A 629-nucleotide genomic window follows, 5' to 3' on the forward strand; every position below is an offset into this window, starting at 1 on the left:
TTAGAATCGCGTCCAATCATGGGTAATCCGTGGGAAGAAATGTTCTACGTTGATCTAGAAGCGCACCTAGGCTCAACCGAAATGCAGCAAGCATTGCAAGAGCTAACAAAAATCACTAAACACTTGAAAGTACTGGGTTGTTATCCAAGCGAAAACATCAAACCAACGCAAGTTAAATTGAGCTAATAGACATCGATGAGTAAAAAGATCATGGCAACCCAAAAAGTCGTTATCGCCTCTCTAAACCCTGCAAAAATCAATGCGGTAAAGAGTGCATTTCAAAGCGCATTCCCTCAACAAGCTTTTGAGTTTGTCGGCATCAGCGTTCCGAGTGAAGTCGCCGATCAGCCGATGACTAACGAAGAGACCCATCGCGGCGCAGTCAATCGAGTTAAAAATGCCAAAGTGGAAATGCCAACTGCAGACTTTTATGTTGGCTTAGAAGCTGGAATTGAAGGCAATGTGACGTTTGCGTGGATGGTGATTGAATCAGATACCCATCGTGGAGAATCTCGCTCAGCCAGTTTGATGCTACCGCCAGAAGTATTAGCTCAACTTGCAGATGCTAATGAACTTGGTGATGTGATGGACAAAGTGTTTGGCACCGAAAACGTCAAACAGAAGGGCGG

1 protein-coding gene and 1 pseudogene are annotated in these 629 nt (G+C 44.8%); both read left to right on the forward strand.

Annotated elements, in window-relative coordinates:
* A pseudogene (pheA, locus tag R7Q09_RS26560) lies at positions 1 to 186 on the forward strand (bifunctional chorismate mutase/prephenate dehydratase); the annotation flags it as partial.
* Between the two features lie 24 nt (positions 187 to 210).
* Positions 211 to 629, forward strand: a 419-nt coding sequence (yjjX, locus tag R7Q09_RS26565; protein WP_318143995.1) for an inosine/xanthosine triphosphatase, incomplete at its 3' end; no start/stop codon positions are given.

Source organism: Vibrio sp. 2130-1 (assembly GCF_033339515.1).